15 protein-coding genes are annotated in these 18,569 nt (G+C 73.4%); 10 read left to right on the plus strand and 5 right to left on the minus strand.

Annotation, left to right across the window (positions count from 1 at the left end):
- Nucleotides 1–112 precede the first annotated feature (112 nt).
- The 9 genes from BDZ31_RS05555 to BDZ31_RS05595 all read left to right on the plus strand — a co-directional run bounded on the left by BDZ31_RS05555 (nt 113) and on the right by BDZ31_RS05595 (nt 11,883).
- Nucleotides 113–3,397, plus strand: a complete 3,285-nt coding sequence (locus tag BDZ31_RS05555) for a sugar-binding protein (protein ID WP_183339783.1) — start codon at nt 113–115, stop codon at nt 3,395–3,397.
- Between the two features lie 114 nt (nt 3,398–3,511).
- Nucleotides 3,512–4,258: a DeoR/GlpR family DNA-binding transcription regulator gene (locus BDZ31_RS05560; RefSeq protein ID WP_183339785.1), complete on the plus strand. Its 747-nt coding sequence runs from the start codon at nt 3,512–3,514 to the stop codon at nt 4,256–4,258.
- Nucleotides 4,255–5,598 (plus strand): 6-phospho-beta-glucosidase, encoded by a 1,344-nt coding sequence (locus tag BDZ31_RS05565; RefSeq protein WP_183339787.1) that lies wholly within the window; start codon nt 4,255–4,257, stop codon nt 5,596–5,598. The genes BDZ31_RS05560 and BDZ31_RS05565 overlap by 4 nt, the downstream gene beginning before the upstream one ends.
- Nucleotides 5,595–6,530, plus strand: coding sequence for a PfkB family carbohydrate kinase (locus BDZ31_RS05570; protein ID WP_183339789.1), 936 nt, complete (start codon nt 5,595–5,597; stop codon nt 6,528–6,530). Before BDZ31_RS05565 ends, BDZ31_RS05570 begins: the two co-directional genes overlap by 4 nt.
- The gene (locus BDZ31_RS05575) at nt 6,524–7,882 is read left to right on the plus strand and encodes an extracellular solute-binding protein (protein WP_221242814.1); all 1,359 of its coding nucleotides are present in this window, start codon (nt 6,524–6,526) and stop codon (nt 7,880–7,882) included. The genes BDZ31_RS05570 and BDZ31_RS05575 overlap by 7 nt, the downstream gene beginning before the upstream one ends.
- A 13-nt stretch (nt 7,883–7,895) precedes the next feature.
- The gene (locus BDZ31_RS05580) at nt 7,896–8,885 is read left to right on the plus strand and encodes a carbohydrate ABC transporter permease (RefSeq protein WP_183339792.1); all 990 of its coding nucleotides are present in this window, start codon (nt 7,896–7,898) and stop codon (nt 8,883–8,885) included.
- The gene (locus tag BDZ31_RS05585; protein ID WP_183339794.1) at nt 8,882–9,700 is read left to right on the plus strand and encodes a carbohydrate ABC transporter permease; all 819 of its coding nucleotides are present in this window, start codon (nt 8,882–8,884) and stop codon (nt 9,698–9,700) included. The genes BDZ31_RS05580 and BDZ31_RS05585 overlap by 4 nt, the downstream gene beginning before the upstream one ends.
- 3 nt (nt 9,701–9,703) lie before the next feature.
- Nucleotides 9,704–10,804, plus strand: a complete 1,101-nt coding sequence (locus tag BDZ31_RS05590; protein ID WP_183339796.1) for an ABC transporter ATP-binding protein — start codon at nt 9,704–9,706, stop codon at nt 10,802–10,804.
- Nucleotides 10,801–11,883, plus strand: coding sequence for an SIS domain-containing protein (locus BDZ31_RS05595; protein WP_183339798.1), 1,083 nt, complete (start codon nt 10,801–10,803; stop codon nt 11,881–11,883). Before BDZ31_RS05590 ends, BDZ31_RS05595 begins: the two co-directional genes overlap by 4 nt.
- Nucleotides 11,884–11,943: 60 nt before the next feature.
- On the opposite strand, the gene BDZ31_RS05600 is transcribed toward BDZ31_RS05595, so the two are convergent.
- From BDZ31_RS05600 to BDZ31_RS05610, 3 genes are read right to left on the minus strand one after another with little or no spacing between them, the layout of a single operon-like run.
- Complete coding sequence (locus tag BDZ31_RS05600) at nt 11,944–12,630, minus strand: RDD family protein (protein ID WP_183339800.1); 687 nt, start codon at nt 12,628–12,630, stop codon at nt 11,944–11,946.
- A complete protein-coding gene (gene ftsH / locus BDZ31_RS05605) occupies nt 12,627–14,825 on the minus strand; it encodes an ATP-dependent zinc metalloprotease FtsH (protein ID WP_183339802.1) in 2,199 nt (732 codons plus the stop codon). The genes BDZ31_RS05600 and ftsH overlap by 4 nt, the downstream gene beginning before the upstream one ends.
- A gap of 26 nt (nt 14,826–14,851) precedes the next feature.
- Nucleotides 14,852–16,189: a cytochrome P450 gene (locus BDZ31_RS05610; RefSeq protein WP_183339804.1), complete on the minus strand. Its 1,338-nt coding sequence runs from the start codon at nt 16,187–16,189 to the stop codon at nt 14,852–14,854.
- Nucleotides 16,190–16,265: 76 nt separating this feature from the next.
- Between BDZ31_RS05610 and BDZ31_RS05615 the strand changes: the two genes are divergently transcribed.
- The gene (locus BDZ31_RS05615; protein ID WP_183339806.1) at nt 16,266–16,688 is read left to right on the plus strand and encodes a cupin domain-containing protein; all 423 of its coding nucleotides are present in this window, start codon (nt 16,266–16,268) and stop codon (nt 16,686–16,688) included.
- A 66-nt stretch (nt 16,689–16,754) separates the two neighbouring features.
- Here BDZ31_RS05615 and BDZ31_RS05620 read toward each other — a convergent pair whose 3' ends face one another.
- On the minus strand, nt 16,755–18,008 hold the full coding sequence (locus tag BDZ31_RS05620; RefSeq protein ID WP_183339808.1) for an MFS transporter: 1,254 nt from the start codon (nt 18,006–18,008) through the stop codon (nt 16,755–16,757).
- Nucleotides 18,005–18,475, minus strand: a complete 471-nt coding sequence (locus BDZ31_RS05625; protein ID WP_183339810.1) for a MarR family transcriptional regulator — start codon at nt 18,473–18,475, stop codon at nt 18,005–18,007. The genes BDZ31_RS05620 and BDZ31_RS05625 overlap by 4 nt, the downstream gene beginning before the upstream one ends.
- Nucleotides 18,476–18,569 lie beyond the last annotated feature (94 nt).

Below are 18,569 nucleotides of genomic sequence, written 5' to 3' on the forward strand. Positions count from 1 at the left end.
CAGCTCTGGACAAAAACTAACACCATGATGTTCGGACGTGGTAGAAGTGTTGCGTCCATGTGAGAGAGATGTGGTCGGGCGCCGGGGCCGACCGGTCCGCGAAGGGAGATTCATGGAAGGTCGCTGGACAGTCGTACGGAGAGCCGGAGCGCTGGTCGCGCTCGGCGCCGCCGCTGCGCTGGCCGCCGCCGCGTCGCCCGCCGCAGCGGCGGAGGAGCCGGCGAAGCTCAACGCGATGTTCATCGGCGCCCACCCCGACGACGAGGCCGGCCTGCTGCCGACCTACGGCATCTGGGACGAGGCGTTCGGGGTCCGCACCGGCGTCATCACGGTGACGCGCGGCGAGGGCGGCGGGAACGCCGCCGGCCTGGAGGAGGGCGCGCCGCTCGGCATCCTGCGCGAGCGCGAGGAGCGCCGCGCGGTCGGCCGCGCCGGCATCCGCAACATCTACAACCTCGACCTGCAGGACTTCTTCTACACCTACTCGGTCCCGCTCACGAGACAGGTGTGGAACTACGACGTGGCGCTCGAGCGCACCGTCCGCGTGATCCGCCAGACCCGGCCCGACGTCGTCGTGACGATGAACCAGATGCCCTCCCCCGGGCAGCACGGCAACCACATCGCCGCCGCCTGGCTCGCCTACGAGGCCTACAACCTCGCCGGCGACCCCTCCGCCTATCCGACGCAGCTCCTCACCGAGGGGCTGAGACCGTGGCGGATCAAGGCCGTCTACCAGTCCGGCGGCACCGTCACCGGCTCGCCGGCGACCGGCCAGGCGTGCGAGACCACCTACACGCCGGCGCCCGGCAGCGAGGTCTACCGCGTCTGGCAGGGCCGTCGCTCGACCTCGCCCGACCCGCACAACAGAGGCAAGACGTGGGCGCAGATCGCCGTCGAGGGCAACCGCGAGTACGTCTCGCAGGGCCGCGCCGGCCGCGCCGACAACGCCAACCCGCCGGAGAGCCTTGGCTGCCAGCAGCTGCGGCTGATGGTCTCGCGCGTCCCGCACGACCCCGACGTGCGCCGCGCCGACGGCGCGCTCGTCGGCGCCGCCGTCGCGCAGCCGGGCGGCTTCCGCCTCGGCACCGAGCTCGAGCTCGACACGAGCAGCTACGAGGTGCTGCCGGGCCAGCCGTTCACGCTGACGGCGACGGTCCGCTCGACGCAGGAGCTCGACGACGCGCAGATCCGCCTCGAGCTGCCCGACGGCTGGAGCGGCGGCGCCGCGCAGGCCGTCGGCGCGCCCAACCGCGACGGCGAGTCGAAGGTCCGATTCACCGTGACGCCCTCCGACAGCGTCGCCGCCAACGCCACCACCCGCCTGTACGCGGTGATGGAGCAGGGCGGCCGCAGCGGCCGCAACGGCATCGTCGTGCGCGTCGCGCCGCCGGTGCGCGGCGAGCTGGAGCCGCGCAGAACGGTCGCCGACTACCGCGCGTGGCTGGCCGACCAGGACCTCGAGCAGCTCGGCGACACCGTCACGCCGGTCTTCTCGCTCGGCGTCGGCGAGTCCAAGACGGTGAACGTCAGGGTCCGCAACCACTCCGACCAGACCGAGTCGGGCACGGTCAGACTCGACGTGCCGGCCGGCTTCGCCGTCGATCAGGCGACCAAGCCCTACAGCGGCCTCGCCGCCGGCGAGGAGACCGCGGTCGCGTTCACCGTGACGAACACGGACACGTCGCTTCCGACCGGCAACGTCCGACAGGACGGCGAGTCGAGCGCGCCGTCGTACCCGCTCACGATCACGACGACCTCGACGGCGACGCCGGGGAGCGGCGAGATGAGCGGCGCGATCGACCTCGTCCCGGTCACGGTCGTGCCCAGAGCGGAGGTCGAGCCGACGCTCGACGGTGAGTTCTCCGCCGCCAAGTACCCGGGCCAGCCGATCGACCTCTCCAAGACGTGGGAGGGCTCGGCCGCCGCCGGCAGAACGAAGGCGAGAGGGGTCGCCCACGCCTCATGGCACGGCGACGCGCTGTACATGCACGTCAGCGTCGAGGACGACACGCTCGGCACCGTCCTCGCGCCCGAGGACGCCAAGCGCCACTGGCGCGCCGACGCGGTCGAGATCGCGATCGACCCGCAGCCGGAGTCGTTCGACACCGGCACGACGTTCAAGGTCGGCGTCTTCCCGACGACGACCGACGGCAGACCGGCCGCCTACCGCGACGCCGACGGCTACCAGGGCCCGATCTCCGAGACCGCGCCCGGGATGAGAGTCGTCTCCAGGATCGACACCGAGAACTACCGCGGCTACGAGCTGGAGGTGAAGATCCCGTTCGCCGACCTCCCGGCCGCCGCGCGCAGCGACTGGACCGGGCTGAACGTCTTCATCTACGACTCCGACACGCAGGACAAGGTCGGGCAGTCGCGCCAGGGCTGGTCGACGTTCGGCGGCGTCCAGGCCGACCCGTACCGCTGGGGCCACGCCAAGCTCGACGGCTACTCCGCGCCGCCGGAGCTGCCGACGACGCCGGTTGACCCGACGCTCGTTCTGGAGGCGGCGCAGAGCCTGCTGTCGCCGCAGTCGATCCTGCAGGCGGCCGTCGACGGGACCGGCCTCGGCGGCGCCAAGCGGGCGCCGAGCGACGCGACGCTGCGCGTCAGCGGCGAGCCGAAGCTCGTCGGCGACGAGGTCGTCGTCTCGCTGGTGGCGACCGGGCCCGGCACGGCGAACGTCTTCGTCACCGACGCCGGCGCCGGCCGTCCCGACCCGCGTGGGACCGACCCGAACCTCTACGGGGCGGAGAAGGTGCTCGGCTCCGAGACCGGTCTGCTCGTGCCGGCCGCCGGCCGCGTGATGCAGGTGCGGATCCCGCTCGACGCCGCCGCGCGCGACGCCGTCAGGGCCGAGGGCGCGCTCGTGCTGCTCTCCTACGAGGCGCGCGCGGGCGGCACGACGCCGCTGGCGATCGGCCTGCCGGCCGACGACGGCTCGGTCCCGCCGGTCGGCGAGCCGGGCCCCGAAGGTCCGCAGGGCCCGGCCGGCCCGGAGGGCCCGCAGGGTCCCGCCGGCCCGAGCGGCCCCGCCGGCCCGCAGGGCGATCCCGGCCCGGTCGGCGCGACCGGCCTGCAGGGCCCGGCCGGCCCGCAGGGCGCGACCGGCCCGCGGGGGCCGGCCGGCAGAGACGGCCGGAACGCCCCGCTGCCGAAGGTCACGTGCAGGCTGGTGCGCAGAAAGCGCGCGGTGACCGGCGTGCGCTGCACGGTCAAGGCGGCCCGCTCCGCGACGCGCGTCGTCGCCAAGCGCGGCAAGCGGACCGTCGCGAAGGCGTCGGCACGCAAGGGCGTCGCGCGGCTGACGCTGCCGGCCCGCTCCAAGCGGGTGACGTTCAAGGCGCTCGACCGCCGCGGCAAGGTCGTCGGCTCCGCGGGGGTGCGCGTCCGCCGCTAGACCGCCCGGTCACACGATCGCACCGGCCGGGCGCCCATGCGCTCGGCCGGTGCCCAACACTTTCGAACAGTTGCTTGTTGACCAGTGAATGAATCTGTGCCCATAGTCCCGCCCATGCTCCCCGCTCAGCGTCGTCAGAGAATCCTGCAGGCCGTCCGCTCCGGCAGCGCTCACGTCTCAGAGCTCGCCGGCACCTTCGGCGTCTCGGAGATGACGGTCCGCCGCGACCTGCGCACGCTCGAGCGCGAGGGCAAGCTCGAGCGCGTCCACGGCGGCGCGATCAACGCGACCGACGAGCGCCCCTTCGAGGAGATCGAGGTCGAGCGCTTCATGGCGAAGGACCGCATCGGCGCCGCCGCCGCCGCGCTCGTGCAGGACGGGCAGACGATCATGGTCGACATCGGGACGACGACGCTGCAGCTCGCGCGCCATCTCCACGGCCGCGACATCACCGTCGTCACCACCAGCCTCGCGGTCTACGAGGAGCTGGTCGGCGACGACGCGATCCAGCTGATCCTCCCCGGCGGCCTGGTCCGCCGCAACTACCGCTCGCTCGTCGGCGTGATCGCCGAGGACTCGCTGCGCCAGCTGAAGGCCGACGTGGCCTTCCTCGGCACCAGCGGCGTCGACGCCGAGCTCGGCGTGTGGGACACGACGATGGTCGAGGTCCCGATCAAGCGCGCCATGATCGCCGCCGCCGACAGCGCCGTGCTGCTGGCCGACGCGGCGAAGTTCTCGATGGGCGCCGTCGTGCGCGTCTGCGGCGCCCGCGAGATCGACCACATCGTCACCGACGCCCAGCCGCCCGCGGCCCACGCGGCGTCGATCACCGAAGCAGGAATCGAGGTAACCGTCGCATGAAGCTCACGATCGTCGGCGGAGGCGGGTTCCGCGTCCCGCTCGTCTACGGCGCGCTGCTGGACAAGGCCGAGCGCCTCGGGCTCGACGAGGTCGTGCTGCACGACGTCGACGAGGCGCGCATGGCCCGCATCGCCCCCGTCCTCCAAGGCCTGGAGGAGGAGCGCGGCGGCCGCCTGCCGTTCCGCGCCACGACCGACCTCGACGACGCGCTCGAGGGAGCCGACTTCGTCTTCTGCGCGATGCGCGTCGGCAACCTCGAGGGCCGCGTCGCCGACGAGTCGGTCCCGCTCGGCCACGGCGTGCTCGGCCAGGAGACGACCGGCCCCGGCGGCATCTGCTTCGCGCTGCGCACGATCCCGGTGATGGTCGAGCTGGCGCAGAAGATCCGCGAGCGGGCGCCCGGCGCGTGGCTGATCAACTTCACCAACCCCGCCGGCATGGTCACCGAGGCCGTCCAGCAGGTGATGGGCGACCGCGTCGTCGGCATCTGCGACTCGCCGTCGGGCCTCTGCCGCCGCGTCGCGACGGCCGTCGGCCGCGACGCCGGCGAGCTGTGGTTCGACTACTTCGGCCTCAACCACCTTGGCTGGCTGCAGGAGGTGCGCGACGGCGAGCAGCCGCTGCTCGACGGGCTGCTGCGCGACGAGGCCGCGCTGGCGACGTTCGAGGAGGGGCGCCTCTTCGGCGGCGACTGGCTGCGGACGCTCGGGATGATCCCGAACGAGTACCTCTACTACTTCTACTACGCCGCCGACACGGTCAACGCGATCAAGCAGAGCCCCCATTCGCGCGGCGCCTTCCTGCTCGAGCAGCAGGCCGCCTTCTACGCGCAGAACGGGCAGGGCCCGGCCGAGGCGCTCGCCGCCTGGCGCAAGACGCGCCACGACCGCGAGCGGACCTACATGGCCGAGGCGCGCAACGCCGCCGGCGACTGCGGCGAGCACGACCTCGACGAGAACGCCGGCTACGAGAGCGAGGCGATGGCGGTGCTGGAGGCGATCGCGCTCAACACGCGCGCGGTGCTGATCCTCAACACCGCCAACCGCTCGGCGCTGCCGTTCCTCGACGCGCGGGCGGTCGTCGAGGTGCCGGCGATCGTCGGCAGAAGCGGCCCGGTGCCGGTCGCGATCGGCGAGGTCCCGGCCCACGCCCGCGCGCTCGTGGAGACGATGAAGGACGTCGAGCGCACGACGATCGACGCGGCCCTCTCGGGATCGGAGGAGCTGGCGATCAAGGCGCTGGCGCTCCACCCGCTGGTGCCGTCGGTGACGACGGCGCGCGAGCTGCTGGCCGGCTATCGCGCGCGGATCCCCGAGCTGAAGCAGACGTTCGGGTCGTGAGCGCCGAGCCTCCGATCGATCTCGCCTGCGGCGAGCCCTCCTTCGTCGACCTGACCTTCGTCGGGCTCGACGCGGTGCCGGCCGCCGGCGAGGAGCGCCACGCGCACGACCTCGTGCGGGGCCCCGGCGGGGCGGCGATCACCGCGATCGGCGCCGCGCGGCTGGGGCTGTCGGTCGCGCTCGCCTCGCCGCTCGGCGACGACGCCGAGGGCGACTTCGTGCGCGCCGCGCTGGAGGCCGAGGGCGTCCGCTGGACCGGGCGGCGCGTGGCGCGCACGTCGCTGACGGCGGTGATGCCGGCCGGCGGCGAGCGCGCGATGGCGACCTTCGACAACGGCGCCGAGACCGGCGCCAAGGAGCTTGGAGCGGGCCGGCCGCGCGCTGTCGTGCTGTCGGTCGACCGGCTGGCGCTCGCGCCGGCCGGCGCCGCCGTCTACGCGACGGTCGGCGACGAGACGGCGCGCCGCTGCGGCGCCTCCGGCGAGCTGCCGGAGGAGGTCGCGACGGCGCGCGCGCTGCTCGTCAACGAACGGGAGGCGCTGCTGCTGAGCGGCGCCGACGACGCCGAGGCGGCGGCGCGGGCGCTCGCGACCCGCACGCCGCTGGTCGTCGTCACGTTGGGTCCGCGCGGCGCGCTCGCCGTCGCGGAGGGAGGAGAGCGAGCGGTGCGGGCCGAGGGCGTGCCGGTCGAGGCGGTCGACACGACCGGCGCGGGAGACCTCTTCTGCGCCGCCTACGTGTGGGCCGACCTCAACGGCGCGCCGCTGCCCGACCGCCTGCGGTGGGCCGTGCTGCACGCGGCCCTGTCGGTCCGCGTCGCGACCGCTGTGGCGGGCGCGGCGCCGCTGGAGGCGCTTGCCGAGGCGGGGATGCGACGGGGCCTGGTGCTGCCCGACCCGCGCGCGATCACATCGATGAAGGAGGAATGGTGAAGCTGACGAGGGCGATCATGCTCGCGCTCGCCGCGCTGGTCGCGGCGTTCGCGGTCGGCTGCGGCTCGCCGGGCGAGTCGTCGGACGACGCGGAGACGACCGCGACGACGAGCGCGACCGAGAGAGTCGACGTCGCCGCGGCCGGCGACGTCACCCTGACCGTGTGGGACCAGGAGGTCCGCGGCGGCCAGGACGCGCAGATCAGACGTCTCAACGAGCAGTTCCAGGAGAAGTACCCGAACGTCACGATCAGACGGGTCGCGAAGTCGTTCGAGGACCTCAACACGACGCTCAAGCTGGCCGTCTCGGGTCCGAGAGCGCCCGACGTCGTGCAGGCCAACCAGGGCCGCCCGGTGATGGGCTCGCTCGTCAGAGCGAGACTGCTGCGCCCGCTGACCGACTACGCCGAGGTCTACGGTTGGGACGATCGCTACTCGAAGCTGCTCATCGACCTCAACAAGTTCTCGGCCGACGGCAGGCAGTTCGGCACGGGCGACCTCTACGGCCTCTCGCAGATGGGCGAGATCGTCGGCGTCTTCTACAACAAGAGACTCGTGAGAAGACTGCCCGAGACGCTCGAGCAGTTCGAGGCGCAGCTGGCCGAGGCCAAGAGAGCCGGTCAGACGCCGATCCAGTTCGGCAACCTCGACAAGTGGCCCGGGATACACGAGTACGAGACCGTGCTCGGACGCTACGCCTCGCCGCAGGCGGTCTCCGACTTCGTCTTCGCGGCCGACGGCGCGTCGTTCGACACGCCCGAGTTCACCGAGGCCGCGAGCGCGATCCAGGGGTGGGCGAGAGCGGGCTACTTCACCGAGGACTTCAACGGCGTCGGCTACGACCCCGCATGGCAGCGCTTCACCAGAGGCGAGAGCCCCTACCTGATCGCCGGCACGTGGCTGGTCGCCGACCTCGCCAGAGCGATGGGCGACGACGTCGGCTTCATGGTCCTGCCGGGCCAGAGCGCCGACGACGAGCCGGTCGCGCTCGGCGGCGAGGGCCTGCCGTTCACGATCACGACCGCGTCGAGAAACCCGGACGTGGCGGCCGCGTACATCGACTTCATCACCGATGCCAACGCCGCCAGAGTGCTCGTCGAGACCGACAACCTGCCCGCGATGTTCGTGCCGGAGGGGGTCGCGCCGACCGACGGGCTGATCGGCGACGTCTTCGCGGCGTGGAGAGCGCTCAACGAGGCGAACGGGATCATCCCGTACCTCGACTACGCCACCCCGACGTTCTACGACGACATCTCCGGCGCGATCCAGGAGCTGCTCGCGGGCAAGCAGAGCCCGGAGCAGTTCACCGCCGGCGTGCAGTCGAAGTTCAGCGAGTTCACCGGCTCGCTCTGATCGGAAGGACCCCATGAGCGCCATCGAACCCGCCACGCCCACCTCGCCCGCCTCGGCGGTCGCGGGCGGCGCGGCGGGAGCGGAGGCCAAGCCGGACTGGCCGCTCGGCGGGACGCGCCCGGAGGCGCGCCCGCCGGGCGAGCCGCGCCGCGTCGGCTACCTCTACATCCTCCCGGCGTTCCTGATCCTCGCCGGGCTCATCCTCTATCCGCTCGGCCACGCCGTCTACCTGTCGCTGTGGCACTGGGACGGGCTCACGACCGGGACCTGGGCCGGGCTGGAGAACTACGCCGACGTCGTGTCGGACCCGGCGCTGCGCTCGTCGTTCGCGCACGCGCTGGTGCTGCTGGCCTTCTACGCGCTGCTGCCGGTCGCGATCGGGCTGCTGATCGCCGGCCTCGTCGCGCGGGCCCAGGTGCGCGGGCTGGCCTTCTTCCGCACCGTCATCTTCCTCCCGCAGGTGATCGCGATGGTCGTCGTCGCGGTCATGTGGCGGATGATCTACGAGCCCGAGAACGGCGCGCTCAACGAGCTGCTGCGGGCGGTCGGGCTCGGCTCGCTGACGCAGTCGTGGCTCGGCGACTTCGACCTCGCGCTGCCGTCGGTCGGCGGCATCGCGACGTGGGTCTACTACGGCCTCGCGATGGTCCTGCTGACCGCCGGGGTGCAGAAGATCCCGCAGAGCCTCTACGACGCCGCGCGCGTCGACGGCGCCGGCCCGGTGCGCGAGTTCTTCGCCGTCACGCTGCCGGGCCTGCGCGGCGAGATCGCCGTCGCGCTGACGCTGACGACGATCTTCGCGCTGCGCAACTTCGACCTCGTCTACATCACGACGAAGGGCGGCCCCGGCGACGCCACCTCCGTGCCGGCCTTCGAGGTCTACGACCGCGCCTTCCAGACCGGCCAGGTCGGCTCCGCGGCGGCGATCGGGATCTCGCTCGCCGTCGTCATCTTCCTCATCTCCGTCCTCATCAACCGCGTCGCCGAGCGAGGTGCACGTTGACCTCCAGAACCGAGCAGACGCTCACCTACACGATCCTTGGGCTGTTCTCGCTGCTGGCGCTGGCGCCGATCGTCGGGATCGTCTTCACCGCGCTGCAGAACCCCGACAACGTCAACGCGTTCGGCTCCTTCGACGGGATCCACCTCGGCAACTTCAAGGACGCCTGGGAGCAGGGCAACTTCGGCTCCTACCTGAAGTCGAGCGCGATCGTCACCGTGACGGTCGTGGTCGTCGCCGGAACGCTGTCGATCCTCTCGGGCTACGCCTTCGGGCTGATGCGCTTCCGCGGCTCGGGCGTGCTCTTCTACGTCTTCCTGCTCGGCCTGATGGTTCCGATGGAGGCGATGATCGTGCCGCTCTACTACGACCTGCGCGACCTCTCGCTGACCGACACCTACTGGGCGCTGATCCTGCCCCAGATCGCGACGTCGGTCGCCTTCGGCACCTTCTGGATGCGCGCCTTCTTCCGCTCGGTCCCGCGCTCGCTCGTCGAGGCGGCGCGGATCGACGGGGCCACCAGCTGGTTCACGCTCTGGCGCGTGCTGCTGCCGCTCGCCAAGCCGGCGGTGCTGACGATGACGGTGCTGCTGTTCATGTGGACCTGGAACGAGTTCCTGCTCGCGCTCGTGATGGTCACCGACGAGGGGCTGCGGACGGCGCCGCTGGGCCTCAGCTTCTTCCAGGGGCGCAACACGTCGAACCTGACATTGCTCGCCGCCGGCTCGGTGATCGTGGCGACGCCGGTCGTCGTCGTCTACATGTTCCTCCAACGCCATTTCATCCGGGGCATGCTCTCCGGTGCCGTGAAGGGATAGCCAATGGCCGAAGTTCGCTTCATCGACGTCGACAAGCGCTACGGCGGCGTGGACGCCGTGCGCGGCGTCTCGCTCGACATCGCCGACGGCGAGTTCATGGTCTTCGTCGGCCCCTCCGGCTCGGGCAAGACGACGGCGCTGCGGATGCTCGCCGGGCTGGAGTCGATCAGCGGCGGCCAGATCACGATCGGCGACCGCGTCGTCAACGACGTCGCCCCGCGCGAGCGGGACATCGCGATGGTCTTCCAGGACTACGCGCTGTACCCGCAGATGACGGTCTTCGACAACCTCGCATTCGGCCTGCGGCGCCGCAAGGTGCCCAAGGACGAGATCGCCAGACGGGTCGCGCGCGCCGCCGAGGCGCTCGACCTCGGCAGATACCTCCGGCGCAAGCCCGGCCAGCTCTCCGGCGGCCAGGCGCAGCGGGTCGCGCTCGGCCGCGCGCTGGTGCGCGACCCGCAGGTCTTCCTGATGGACGAGCCGCTCTCCAACCTCGACGCGAAGCTGCGGACGCAGACGCGCGGCGAGATCAAGCGGCTCCAGCAGGAGGTCGGCAGAACGACCGTCTACGTCACCCACGACCAGGTCGAGGCGATGACGATGGGCGACCGGATCGCCGTCATGAACGACGGCGTGCTGGAGCAGGTCGGGACGCCGGAGGAGCTGTACGAGCGGCCCGCCAACCGCTTCGTCGCCGGCTTCATCGGCAGCCCGGCGATGGCCTTCTTCGACGCCGACGTCGTCGCCGCCGACGGCGGCGCGCGCCTCCGCTGCGGCGCCGTCGACGTCGTCCTGCCGGGCGTCGGCGGCCTGCCCGCCGAGGTGACCGTCGGCGTGCGGCCCGAGTGCGCGCGGCCGTGGGAGGAGGGCGACGGGCGGCTGGTCGGGCCGGTGAGCGGCGTCGTCGAGTACGTCGAGGCGCTCGGCCGCGAGACCTTCGTCGGCGTCGACGCCGGCGGCGCCCGCGTCGTCGTCCACTGCGAGGGCCGCGCCGCGCTGCAGCCCGGCGACGCGATCGAGTTCGGGATCGCGCCGGCCGGCCTGCGCTTCTTCGCGTGCGACAGCGGGCTGGCGCTGCCAACCGCGGTCGAGGCGGCGCGATGAGCGCGCGTCGTTCTGCGTCCGCGAGCGGCGCCGAGCTGCTGCTCGACGAGATCCGCGAGCAGCCGGCCGCGTGGCGGCGGCTGCTCGAGCGCGAGGAGGAGATCGCCGAGCTGGGCGGCCGCCTCGCCGCCGCCGATCCGGTGCTGGTGCGGATCGCCGCCCACGGCACCTCCGACCACGCTGCGGCGTACGCGATGTACGCGCTGCGGCTGCTGTGCGGCTGGACGGCGATGCGCGACTCGATGTCGCTGCCGCTCTCCTACGGCGCAGCCGCCGCCGCGCCCGGCGAGCTGGCGATCGGGCTGTCGCAGTCGGGCGAGACGCCTGACGTCGTCGCGTGGCTGGAGGCGGCGCGCGCGGCCGGCGCGACCGCGGTCGCCGTCACCAACGCCGACGAGGGCTCGTCGCTGGCGCGCGCCGCCGACGGCGTCGTGTCGCTGAGCGCCGGGCCGGAGCGCTCGATCGCGGCGACGAAGACCTACACCTGCACGCTGGCGGCGCTCGCGCTGCTCGGCGCGCACGCGGCGGGCGGCGAGCGCGGCACGGCGCTCGCCGCGTCGCTGCGCGAGACCGCCGACCTCGCCGAGTCGGCGCTGCCGGCGCTGGAGGCGGCGGTGCTGCCGGTCGCCGACGTGCTCGCCGGCACCGAGCGCCTCTACTCGATAGCGCGCGGCCTCGAGCTGGCGACGGCGGCCGAGGTGGCGTTGAAGCTGACCGAGGTCGCCTACCTCTGCGCGAAGGCGCTGACGGCGACGTCGATGGCCCACGGGCCGGTCGCGGCGCTCGACCGCGCCTTCCCGGTGTGGGCGGTCGCGGCCGACGACGACACGCTCGCCGGGGTGCGGGAGGCGGTGCGGCGGGCCCGAGACGCCGGCGCGCCGGTGATCGCGACCGGGCCCGCCGCGGCCGCGCTCGAGGGCGCCGCCTTCACGCTGCCGACGCCGGCCGCGCCCGACCCGCTGCTGTCGCCGCTGCTGTCGGTCCTCCCCGGTCAGCTGTTCGCCCGCGCGCTGGCGCTGGCGAAGGGGATCGACCCCGGCGCCCCGCGCCACCTGCGCAAGGTCACGCTGGCGGCGTAGCGGCGGCGCACGGCGGCCGGCCGGCGCCGGCCGTCGCGGCGGGGCTCGGCGCCGGGCGGCTCAGCGGCCGGCGCTCGGCGGCAGCCAGCCGTCGCGCACCGGGCGGTCGTCGCGCGGAGGCGCCGCCGGGGCGGGGGCGGGCTCCGGAACCGGAGCCGGCTCGTGCGCAGCCGGCTCCTGCGGCGCGAAGGGCTCCTCGGCGGCGGGGAAGGCCGGCGCCGCCTCGCGCGCCGTGAACGAGCCGCCGGGATGGCCGGCGGTCGGCTCCAGCCGCACGACGCGCGTCTGCGCGACCTTGTCGTGCAGGCACTGTCTCGATCTGTCCCACAGCGGCCACAGGTAGTCGACGACCGCGTAGAAGCCGTAGGTGAAGGCGACCAGCAGCTGGCGCCCGATCACCTCGCGCAGGACCGCGTTGCCGAGCGTCACCTCCTCGCCGCTCTCGCGCACGACGCGGATTCTCATCACCTGCTTGCCGAGCGTCTGGCCGTTGCGGGCCCCTCTGCGCACCATCAGCAGCGGGGCGTAGGCGAGGCTGATCGGCAGCACGATCGCGACGCCGATCGTCTCGGCCGCCCGGCGCGCGTCGTCGGCGTCGCTCTCGACCAGCACGATCCCGAACGCGATCAGGACCGCGAGCGCGACGAAGACGAGCAGGTCGATCAGGTACGCCGCGGCGCGGACGCCCCAGGTCGCGAGCTCGTAGGTGACCGGGCCGCTGCGCGGCGCGGAGGCGAGCGAGCTCACCGCAGGTCGCCCACTCCCGGGGGCAGCTCGGGACGGCTGAGGTCGCCGCCGGGGCCGTGCCCGTTGGTGCCGGCGTCGTCGCGGTCGCGCGCGACCCGCTCGGTCCGCTCCGGCTCGGCCGGCGGCGCCGGGCGCATCTCCGGGAGGCCGGCCGCCTCGTAGGCGTCGGCCTCGTCGAGCGTCTCCCTGTCGAGCAGCGCCGCGACGAGCGAGTCGAGGTTCTCGCGGTGCTCCCTGAGCAGTCTCGTCACGTCGGCATGGGCGCCGTCGACGATCCGGCGGACCTCCTCGTCGACCAGCCGCTGCGTCGACTCCGACGTCTCCGCGACGCCCGGCAGCAGCGGCCCGGCGCCGTCGGAGGAGAGGACGGCGATCGGGCCGATCGCGGGGCTCATGCCCCAGCGGCCGACCATCTGGCGGGCGATCCCGGTCAGCTGCTGGATGTCGGACTCGGCGCCGGTCGTGAGATCGCCGTAGACGACCTCCTCGGCGACGCGCCCGCCGAGCGCGACCTTGATCTTGCCGACGAGGTAGCGCTCGTCGTAGTTGTACTTGTCGGCGTCGGGCGAGGAGAAGGTGACGCCGAGCGCCTGGCCGCGGGGGATGATCGACACCTTGCGGACCGGGTCGGCGCCGGGCGTGAGCATCCCGACGATCGCGTGGCCGGCCTCGTGGTAGGCGGTCCGGCGGCGGTCGTCGTCGCTCATCACGACTCTGCGCTCGGCGCCGAGCACGACCTTCTCGAGCGCGTCGGTGAAGTCGGCGCTCTGCACGGTTCTGTGACCGCGCCGCGCGGCGAGCAGCGCGGCCTCGTTGACGAGGTTGGCGAGGTCGGCGCCGACCATGCCGGGCGTCGTCGAGGCGATCGCCTCGAGGTCGACGTCGCCGGCCAGCGGGACCGAGCGCGTGTGGACCCTGAGGATCATCAGGCGGCCGTTGCGATCGGGCGGCGCGACCGTCACGCGGCGGTCGAAGCGGCCGGGGCGCAGCAGCGCCTGGTCGAGGATCTCCGGGCGGTTGGTCGCGGCGATCACGATCACGGCCGTGGAGGGCTCGAAGCCGTCCATCTCGGTCAGGATCTGGTTGAGCGTCTGCTCGCGCTCGTCGTTGCCGCCGAAGGAGCCGCGGCCGCTGCCGCGCGCGCGGCCGATCGCGTCCAGCTCGTCGATGAAGATGATCGCCGGGGCGGCCTCCTTCGCCTGTCTGAAGAGGTCGCGCACGCGGGAGGCGCCGACGCCGACGATCATCTCGACGAACTCGGAGGCCGACATCGAGAAGAACGGCACGCCGGCCTCGCCGGCGACGGCGCGCGCCAGCAGCGTCTTGCCGGTGCCGGGCTGGCCGCTCAGCAGCACGCCCTTCGGGATCTTGCCGCCGAGCCGCTGGTACTTGTCCGGGTTCTTGAGGAAGTCGACGATCTCGTTCAGCTCGGCCTCGGCCTCGTCGATGCCGGCGACGTCTCTGAAGGTGACCGGCGACTCCCCGCCCTCCGAGCGGCGGGCTCTCGAGCGGCCGAACGACATCATCCCCCCGCCGGCCGCGCCGGCCATCCGCCGGGAGAGGAAGACGAACAGCGCGATGATCAGGATCACCGGGCCGAAGCCGAGCAGGACCGACAGCAGCAGCGACGGGCCGTCGTCGGGCGGCTCGGCGTTGACGACGACGTCGTTCTCCTGCAGCAGCTTCGTCAGCTGGTCGGGGTCGGCGAAGGCCGGCACCTCGGTCGAGAACTTCGTCGCGGTGACCGAGTCCTCTCTCCCTCTCGGCGGGTAGGTGACGTCTCTCTTGAAGTCGCCCTGGATCGACGCGCCGGTCGAGAAGATCTCTCTGACGTTGCCGTCTCTGACCTCCTGGATGAAGTTCGGCGTCTCGGCCGAGCCGCTGTAGGGCACGCGGACCCGCTCGCTCGGCGACAGCGCGCGCGAGGAGATCCACCAGTTCAGCGCCAGCAGGACGAGGACGAAGATCAGGATCCCCCAGCGGCCGCCGGGCATCCGCGGCGGTCTGACGCCGCCCCGCTGCTGTCTTCTCGGCGGCGCGCCGCGCCCGTCGGGTGCGGGCGTCACACGCCAGTCGGGGGGCGAGCCGGCCCCTCTCGGGGCAGGCGGGCGCTGCGGCGAGCTCTCCTGCGGGGAGGTTCGCTCGGCTGGCAGTCGGTCGGCGCTCGGGCGGCGCTGAGGGGGATCGCCGGACATCTGGATGAGAATTCTGTCAGGGCGGGCTACACAACGGATAAAGCCGGACGCCGCCGGGCGACGACGACCGCCGCGCCGGCCTCCGGCGCCCACGTGATCGCGTGACGTCGGATCCGCTCCGGCGCCGGCCGCGCCGGCCGCAGCTCGGTCTCGCGCACGATCGTCGCGAGCACCGTCTTCAGCTCCAGCAGCGCGAAGCTGGCGCCGAGGCAGCGGCGCGGGCCGCCTCCGAACGGGAGCCACGTGTAGGTGCCCGCCGGGCGCTCCAGGAAACGTTCCGGCCGGAAGGCATGCGGGTCGGGGTAGAGGTCGGGGCGGCGGTGGGTCAGGTAGATGCACGGGGCGATCTCGGTGCCGGCCGGCAGCGTCCGCCCGCGCAGCTCGAACGGCTCGGCCGCCCAGCGCGCGACGATCGGCAGGATCGGCCGCAGCCGCAGCGTCTCCTTCGCGACCGCGTCGAGCCAGTCGCCGCCGGCGGGCTGCTCGGCCAGCTCGTCGCGCAGCCGCCGCAGCGCCGCGGGATGGCGCAGCAGCCGCTCGACCGCCCACGCGAGCGCGGTCGCGGTCGTCTCGTGGCCGGCGATCAGCAGCGTCACCAGCTCGTCGCGCAGCTCGGCGTCGGTCAGCGCGCCGCCCTGCTCGTCGCGCGCCTGGAGCAGCAGCGACAGCACGTCCTCGCGCGCGGCGAGCGCCGCCGGCGGCAGCGCGCGGCGGTCGCGCGCCTCGGCGTCGAGCAGCTCGTGGACCGGTCGCAGGACGGCGCGCAGCCCGCCGAGGCTGCGTGCTCTCAGCGGCGTCGCGGAGGCGAGCGCGAGCGCGATCAGCCGCCGGCGGTCGGCGCTCCAGTCGAGCAGCTCGCGCAGGCGCGCGCGCAGCAGCTCCAGCCGCGCGCCCTCCTCGACGCCGAAGACGACCCGCGCGATCGCCTCAAGGGTCAGCGCCTGCATCCGGCTCATCAGCGCCAGCGGCTCGCCGAGCGGCCACGACGCGACCTCGCGCACGGCGAGCGCTTCGATCGCGCCGCGCAGGCGCGCGATCCGCTCGCCGTGGAACGAGGGCAGCATCAGCCGCCGCTGGCGCAGGTGGCGCTCGCCGTCGAGCAGCAGCAGCGAGTTGGCGCCGAGCACCGGCTCCAGCAGCTGGTTGGCGACGCCGGCGCGCAGCACGCCGGGGTCGGCGGTGAAGACCTCGCGCAGCGCCTCCGGGTCGGAGACGAAGACCATCGGCGGGCTGTTCAGCAGCCGCACGGTGAAGGTGTCGCCGAAGCGGCGGGCCTGCTCTTCCATGAACGCGGTCGGACGGACGATCCAGCGGAGCGTCTGCGCGGCGCGCGGAAGGCGCGGTCCTGGCGGGAGCGGATCCATCGCGTCGCTCCACCGTAGCGGGCGCCTGGCGCGTTCTTCCAATCGCGACGGGAGCTGGCCGGGTACCGTCCGCGCCATGGAACGAAACGCTGACACGATCCCCGCCGCCGCGAGCGGCGCCGGCTACACCCGCGTCAACCTGGAAGCGGTCGAGGACAGCGCCGCCAAGCACGGCTTCGGCGACTTCGGCGAGGCCCGCTTCGCGACCGGCGACCTCGAGGCCGAGCGCACCGGCGTCAGCTTCCACCGCGTCCGCCCGGGCAGACGGCAGTCGTTCGGCCATCGCCACGAGCAGGCCGAGGAGGTCTACGTCGTGATCTCCGGCAGCGGCCGCGTGAAGATCGACGACGAGATCGTCGAGCTCGCGCCGCGCGACGCGATCCGCGTCAGCGCGACCTCCGCGCGCTGCTTCGAGGCCGGCGAGGACGGCATGGAGATGCTCGCCGTCGGCGCCCGCCACGAGGGCGACGGGGAGATCCTCCCCGGTTGGTGGAGCTGAGCTCCCGCCCCGGGCTCGATCTCGTCGCAGGCGGTCCCTGAGGGCTCGCGCTGCCGGCCGGTCGCGCTACGCAGCGGCCGGCGTCTCGACGGCCGTGACCGGCCGCTTCGCCTCGATCCCGTTGCGGGCGAAGGCGGCCCGCGCGGCGAGGCCGGCGGCGACGGCGACCGCGCCGCCGAGCGCGAAGGCCGCCCGCGGGCCGGCGGCGTTGGCCAGCCAGCCCATCAGCGGCGCGCCGATCGGCGTCGAGCCGAGGAAGACGACCGAGTAGAGCGCCATCACGCGCCCGCGCATCGCGGGCGCGACGGCGAGCTGGAGCGCCGAGTTGACGCTCGCCGAGAAGGCGACGCTGGCGGCGCCGATCGGCACGAGCGCGACGGCGGCGACCAGCTCGCTCGGCGCGCCGGCGAGCGCGACCATCAGCGCGCCGAAGGCGAGCGACGCGCCGACCAGCATCGCCGGCTTGACGCGGGCGCGCGCGCCGTTCGCGAGCGCGCCGGCTATCGCGCCGACCCCCATCGCCGTCGTCAGCGTCGCGTAGACGCCGGCGTCGCCGTGGAAGGTGAAGCTGGCCAACAGCGGCAGCAGGATCTGGAAGTTGAAGGTGAAGGTGCCGACGACGGCGGTCAGCGCCAGCGGGATCCACAGCTGCGGCGTCGCGCGCACGTAGCGCAGCGCGCTGCGCACCTGGCCGGGCGCCCGCTCGGTCACCGGCGCCGGGTTGAGCGCGCGGCGGTCCATCCGGCGCAGCGCGGCGATCATCGCGAGGAAGGAGAGCGCGTTGACCGCGAAGCAGGGCGCGACGCCGACGGTCGTGATCAGCACGCCGGCGATCGCCGGGCCGATGATCCGCGCCGAGTTGATCACCGCGCTGTTGAGGCTGACGGCGTTGAGGACGTTGTCGGGGCCGACCAGCTCGACGAGGAACGCCTGGCGGGCGGGGTTGTCGATCGCCAGCACGACGCCGCGGGCGAAGATCAGCAGGTAGAGCATCCACAGCGCGATCGCGCCGGTGGCGGTGAGCGTGAAGAGGGCGAGCGCCGGCAGCGCCATCGACAGCTGCGTGATCGTCAGCAGCCGCCGCTTCGGGAAGCGGTCGGCGACCGCGCCGCCCCATGCGCCGGCGAGCAGCATCGGCGCGAACTGGAGCGCGGCGGCGACGCCGACGGCGAAGCCGCTGTTGGTCAGCTGCAGCACCAGCCACGTCTCGGCGACCGTCTGGACCCAGGTGCCGGAGACCGAGACGATCTGGCCGCTGAAGTAGCGGCGGTAGTTGGGGATCGAGAGCGAGCTGAAGGAGCGCCGCAGCGCGCCGCTCACGGCGCCGGCTCCTCCAGCAGCCGCTCCAGCAGCTCGGCGGCTTCGGCGAGCGTCGCCTGCTCCTCCGGCGTCAGCCTCCGCAGGCGCTTCGCCAGGTACTCGCTCTTGCGCGAGCGGATCCGCTTCAGCAGCACCCTGCCGGCGCGCGTGATCTCGACGCGCGCGACGCGCCCATCGTCGGGGTCGGCGCTGCGCGAGACCAGCTCGCGCTCCTCCAGCTTCGCGACGATCCGGGTCGCCGTCGGGCGCTGGATGCGCTCCGCGTCGGCGAGCGCGCTCGGCGTCAGCGGGCCGCAGCGGTCGATCGTCGCGAGCGCCGCCGTCAGCGTCGGGGAGATCTCCGGCCCGACCACGCCCGCCTCCTGGCGCAGGCGCCGCGCCATGCGCGTCACCGCCAGGCGCAGGCGCGTGGCCAGCTCGGGATCGGATGTCGGTGCGGGAGGACGTGTCTGCTCGTCGGTCGCCATCGCAGGTCGTTAGCGAGGCTAGTTAGCGTTGCTAACCATTCTAGCAGCGCGGCCGCGGCCGCCCTGGGGGCGGCCGCGCGAGCGGGCGTCAGGC

The sequence above is a fragment of the Conexibacter arvalis genome, assembly GCF_014199525.1.
GTDB lineage: Bacteria > Actinomycetota > Thermoleophilia > Solirubrobacterales > Solirubrobacteraceae > Conexibacter > Conexibacter arvalis.

Excerpts from the sequence above, each read along its gene's own strand:
- BDZ31_RS05555 (WP_183339783.1), top strand. The coding sequence starts at position 113 with ATGGAAGGTCGCTGGACAGTCGTACGGAGAGCCGGAGCGCTGGTCGCG.
- BDZ31_RS05560 (WP_183339785.1), top strand. The coding sequence starts at position 3,512 with ATGCTCCCCGCTCAGCGTCGTCAGAGAATCCTGCAGGCCGTCCGCTCC.
- BDZ31_RS05565 (WP_183339787.1), top strand. The coding sequence starts at position 4,255 with ATGAAGCTCACGATCGTCGGCGGAGGCGGGTTCCGCGTCCCGCTCGTC.
- BDZ31_RS05575 (WP_221242814.1), top strand. The coding sequence starts at position 6,524 with ATGGTGAAGCTGACGAGGGCGATCATGCTCGCGCTCGCCGCGCTGGTC.
- BDZ31_RS05580 (WP_183339792.1), top strand. The coding sequence starts at position 7,896 with ATGAGCGCCATCGAACCCGCCACGCCCACCTCGCCCGCCTCGGCGGTC.
- BDZ31_RS05590 (WP_183339796.1), top strand. The coding sequence starts at position 9,704 with ATGGCCGAAGTTCGCTTCATCGACGTCGACAAGCGCTACGGCGGCGTG.
- BDZ31_RS05595 (WP_183339798.1), top strand. The coding sequence starts at position 10,801 with ATGAGCGCGCGTCGTTCTGCGTCCGCGAGCGGCGCCGAGCTGCTGCTC.
- ftsH (WP_183339802.1), bottom strand. The coding sequence starts at position 14,825 with ATGTCCGGCGATCCCCCTCAGCGCCGCCCGAGCGCCGACCGACTGCCA.
- BDZ31_RS05610 (WP_183339804.1), bottom strand. The coding sequence starts at position 16,189 with ATGGATCCGCTCCCGCCAGGACCGCGCCTTCCGCGCGCCGCGCAGACG.
- BDZ31_RS05615 (WP_183339806.1), top strand. The coding sequence starts at position 16,266 with ATGGAACGAAACGCTGACACGATCCCCGCCGCCGCGAGCGGCGCCGGC.
- BDZ31_RS05625 (WP_183339810.1), bottom strand. The coding sequence starts at position 18,475 with ATGGCGACCGACGAGCAGACACGTCCTCCCGCACCGACATCCGATCCC.